Genomic DNA, 4,548 nt, shown 5'->3' on the forward strand with positions numbered 1-4,548 from the left:
CGCCCAGGCCGGTCAGGGCTTCCTGCAGGCCCGGCGCCCACGCCGCGAGGACGTCGAGGGTCCCGTCGACGTAGCGCCAGGCGTGGCGGTCGAGACGCCGAAGCCAGCCGCCAGAGCGGGCAGCGTCTCGTTCTTGCGCAGATGCACCAGTACAAGCAGGGCCTGCCGGAAGCAGCCGAGCTTTCGCCACCGCGAGCGGCGTTCACACCTTCGTGCGTAGATCAGCCAGGAAACATGCTCGACCAGCTCATGTGGGACGTCGACCATGGCACGATACGGGACCAACAGGGCCCCTCGTCGTTGGCGTGGTGATTCCACTCAACACACCGGCGGCCGAAGGGGCCCTGTTGGTTCCGTATCCTGGCACGCTCGACGTTGCGCACGAACTCGTCGAACATGCTGCCTGGCTGCTGCACGAGCATCGTCAGGCCCGCAACACTCGCTGGCGGAAGCTCGGTTGCTTCGATCAGGCACTGCTCACGCTGGTCCACCTGCGCAAGAACGAGACGTTCGCCCAGCTCGGCGCCGGGTTCTCGATATTGCAGGCCACCGCCTGGCGCTACGTGGACGAGGCCCTGGAGGTGCTGGCTTCTTGGGCCCCGGGCCTCCACGAAGCCCTTACCGGCCTCCGTGACGGTGACCACGTCATCGTTGACGGCACGCTGATCCCCACCGACCGTGTCCGCGCCGATCAGCCGTACTGCTCACAGAAGCACAAGGGGCACGGCATGAACGTGCAGGTCATCGCCCGCCCGGACGGCACACCCCTGTGGTTCTCGCGAGCGACACCCGGGCGGACCCACGATCTGACCTCCGCCCGGGCGCACGGAATCGTGCCAGCCTGCCTGACCAGGCAGCTCCTCGTACTCGCCGACCGCGCCTACCAGGGCGCCGGCGCCACCTTCCGCACCCCGTACTACCACCACCGCGAACAGCCCGAGCATTATCAGCAGTTCAACCGTAACCACGCCCGCCTGAGGGCTCCCGGGGAACCGGCCTTCGCCCAACTCAAGTCCTGGCGGATCCTCCGCCGGGCCCGATGCTCCACCCGCCGCATCAGTCGCACCGCCCAAGCCATCCACACGCTCCTGACATGCGACTACTCAGGATGAAAGAGGCTCAATGAACAATGCAATCCAACTCAGAACCCCTCGGCCTCGGATGGCTCATCTGAACGAGCGAGAGTCACCCGCGAGGTCGATAGTCGATCGGGTGAAGACCAAAGAGAGTGCAAGAATCCTCATCGTCGGCGGCGGCTATGTAGGCCTGTACGCAGCTCGGTTTCTACAGAAAGGGATGCAGGCCGGTGAAGCAGATGTCACGGTCGTTGACGCCCGTTCGTACATGACATACCAGCCCCTCCTGCCTGAGGTTGCCGCCGGTAACATCTCGCCACGTCATGTCGTGGTGCCCCTACGCCGCGCTCTACCCGGGGCGAACATTCTCACCGGCCGCGTCACCACCATCGATCAGAAACGCAAGATCGCCGCCGTCACCCCGCTCTATGGCCACCCCTACGGGCTGCCCTTCGACTATCTAATCGTTGCCGTGGGCGCCATCTCCCGCACCTTCCCCATCCCTGGACTGGCCGAACAAGGTATCGGCATGAAGGGTATCGAGGAAGCGATCAGCCTGCGCAACCACGTTCTCAAGCAACTCGACGAAGCCGACTCAACCACCGATGAGGAAATCCGGCACAAGGCCCTCACCTTCGTATTCATCGGCGGAGGTTTCGCAGGCGCCAAAACGATCGGCGAGATCGAAGACCTCGCACGCGAGGCTGCCACGTTCTACACCAACGTACGACGCGAAGACATGCGCTTCCGGCAGCCCGCCGCACTGATAGCTGTTGGTGAATTGTAACCGTCAGAAAGACAACTGAGGACGGAAAATGGAAAAAGAGGAACCATCAACAAACGATTTCCATAAGTGGAGAACCAGGATCGCCTCGTGGGCCTCCCCGATGGTCGACACATCCGCGTTTAACACGGCTGCCCTCCTGTCCATCCTTGGAAACGCCATCGTGCTCGGCCTGGACACGTACCGGGGGCTGGCAGACCACCGCCAAGGAGCGCTTTCCTTCCTTCATGCACTGTTCCTTGCACTCTTTGGCCTGGAAGTACTCCTACGTGCAGCTGCGCAAGCCGACCGTCCCCGGGCCTACTTTCGCGACCCGTGGAACATCCTCGATCTAATTTTGCTGACAGGAGCCCTGCTTCCCGTCGGAGGCAGCCAGTCTGGCGCGCTGCGCCTGCTACGCCTGGCGCGAATCCTCAGAGCCGCCCGCATGATGCCCCAGGTCAGACTGATCGCCTCCGCAATCGGACACAGCCTTCCAGGAACCCTGGGATTCCTCAGCGTCGGGGGGATCGTTCTCTATCTCTATGCGATGGTGGGATGGATGCTATTCGGTGTGTCCGACGCAGAACATTACGGATCTGTCGGACGAGCCTCCCTAACACTGTTCCTGCTCGTCACGCTGGACGGAATTGGTGAAATGGTCCGCTCAGGAATGGACATCACCATTTGGACTGTTCCGTACTACGTCTCCTTCGTACTGTTCGCTTCCTTCGTTCTTGTCAACACGCTGATCGGAGTGGTCATCAATTCCCTTGACGAGGCCCGGGCCGACGACGCGAGGCTACCCGCAGAGACTGATGACATGAACGCGATCACCATCCGTAGCGATCATCTTGAGAGCCACGCGACGGACCTACGCAGGATGGCCGACGCCCTCGACCACGCGGCCAACGGCAAGCGAATCCAATCACCTTGATGCCGTAGACCATGAACTGGCTGCTCCACGCCGACAGCGCAAAGGCGGGCCCGCAGCGATGGATCACCACAGACCACACCCGCCGCCAGCAAGGAAAGCCTCACGGTCAGGGCTCGATCGGCTGACGCCCACACATATGGCAGAGAAAAAAGGTGCAGAGGCGCTCGCCTCATTCACAACCATGTCCTGGGATCCAGCGTGAATGCGGAGCCCATCGCCGTCTTGCGGGAGGGGGATCAGAGTATCGACAACCTTTGATAGCGGCAGTTGCATGGCAACACGCCGCGGTGGAGACCGTTATACGGCCGGATACGCAGCAGGAGGAGCCGCTCGGCACCGGTCCGGGCTGGACACCCCGACCGCGGGAGCGGACGAGCGCTTCGAGCCCCCGCAGGAACTTGATCCTGCAGGCATCGAGAAAACGAGCTAATCCCGACGTGAAACCGCCGCCCAGCCAACTAGTCTGAGGGGGCGACCTTGGTGAGCCGACAGAAATGCGTTTGCACCAACCCAACCGGAGCCCCGCCTGGTAGAGGATCATCTCGAGGATGTACTTCATGCCGGCAGGGATGTTGTGATGGGGAACGAGGGAAAGAGAGTAGATCGTGGGATCAGCTGCACGGGAAGGTTCTCTTCCGCTGAAGGACCACGGCGCGTTCTGCACCAAGCCGTTGGATGAACGCACACAGCAGCGTGTGCTGCGTTTGTTGGCCCAACGGGCGCGCGACACCGATGACTGGCGGATGCTCTGCGAGGCCCTTGGCCTGCCCGATGCACGGCCAGGCAGGTAGAAGAATGGCCTTGAGTAAGGATCTTCAGAGTGGTCACCGATCGGGTGACGGCCGGCTGCGGATAGCAGGCGAGGCCTTCGGGCAGTGGTTGGAGATGTCTGACGTCTCAACCGCCGTGACCGGAGGCCTCGTTGGTCATCTATCCTGCCGCACTCGACCTGCCGCACGCGCTCGTGGAGTGGGTCACGATGCTGATCGTCACCCTCGAGGGTGACCGCCGCTGCAAACTGCGCCCCTCACAACGCGCCATCATCACCCTGGTCTACCTGCGCGAACACACCACCTACGCGAAGCTCGCCGCGGGCTTCCGTATCAGCGAGGGCACTGCCCACGCCTACGTACAGAGCGTGATCAAACTCCTCGCTTCGAGAGCACCGTCCCTGACACAGGCCCTGCGCCGGGAACGTCCTGAGTACGTCCTGGTGGACGGCACCATCGCCGAGTGCGACCGGGTCGGCGATCATGAACGTGACTACTCCGGCAAGGCCAGACGGCACGGCGTCAACATCCAGGCCGTCACCGATCCCGTCGGCAAGCTGATCTGGTACTCACCCGCGCTGCCCGGCCGCACCGTCGACATCACCGCCGCCCGCACCCACCGCATCATCACGATCTGTGAACGACTACGGATCCCCGTACTCGCCGACAAGGCCTACACCGGAGCCGGCGGAACCTTCCAAGTGCCTTTCAAACGCCACCTCGGACGGCCCCTCACCGCCAGACAAGTAGCCGTCAACCGAGCACACGCACGCCTCCGCTTCCCCGTCGAGCGCGTCCTCGCCCGGCTCAGGGACTGGCGGATCTTCCGCACAGCCCGGATCAGCCCCAACCGACTCACATCAATCACCAAGGCCGTCCTCACCCTCGAGAGGCGACGCTGAAGATCCTTAGAGATCATCTCATTTGGCCTTTGCGGATAGGGTGTCGGTCATGGTGGGGATCGTTGAACGGCTGGTGCCGGACGAGTTGTGGGAGCTGTTC

At 62.8% G+C, this 4,548-nt stretch carries 3 protein-coding genes and 2 pseudogenes; 4 read left to right on the forward strand and 1 reads right to left on the reverse strand.

Annotation, left to right across the window (positions count from 1 at the left end):
- Positions 1 to 325 (reverse strand): annotated as a pseudogene (locus ABT160_RS46410) (helix-turn-helix domain-containing protein); the annotation flags it as partial.
- On the opposite strand from ABT160_RS46410, the gene ABT160_RS46415 reads away from it, so the two are divergent.
- From ABT160_RS46415 to ABT160_RS46430, 4 genes and pseudogenes are all read left to right on the forward strand, one after another.
- Complete coding sequence (locus ABT160_RS46415; protein ID WP_351656314.1) at positions 306 to 1,112, forward strand: transposase family protein; 807 nt, start codon at positions 306 to 308, stop codon at positions 1,110 to 1,112. The pseudogene ABT160_RS46410 and the gene ABT160_RS46415 overlap by 20 nt on opposite strands.
- A gap of 100 nt (positions 1,113 to 1,212) precedes the next feature.
- Positions 1,213 to 1,824 (forward strand): annotated as a pseudogene (locus ABT160_RS46420) (NAD(P)/FAD-dependent oxidoreductase); the annotation flags it as partial.
- Positions 1,825 to 1,891: 67 nt separating this feature from the next.
- Positions 1,892 to 2,776: an ion transporter gene (locus ABT160_RS46425; RefSeq protein WP_351656317.1), complete on the forward strand. Its 885-nt coding sequence runs from the start codon at positions 1,892 to 1,894 to the stop codon at positions 2,774 to 2,776.
- Between the two features lie 922 nt (positions 2,777 to 3,698).
- A complete protein-coding gene (locus ABT160_RS46430; protein WP_351656320.1) occupies positions 3,699 to 4,448 on the forward strand; it encodes a transposase family protein in 750 nt (249 codons plus the stop codon).
- Positions 4,449 to 4,548 lie beyond the last annotated feature (100 nt).

Source organism: Streptomyces sp. NPDC001941 (assembly GCF_040296945.1).
In the GTDB taxonomy this organism is placed as follows: Bacteria; Actinomycetota; Actinomycetes; order Streptomycetales; family Streptomycetaceae; genus Streptomyces.

Coding starts and splice junctions, on each gene's coding strand:
- ABT160_RS46425 (WP_351656317.1), top strand. CDS start 1,892: ATGGAAAAAGAGGAACCATCAACAAACGATTTCCATAAGTGGAGAACC.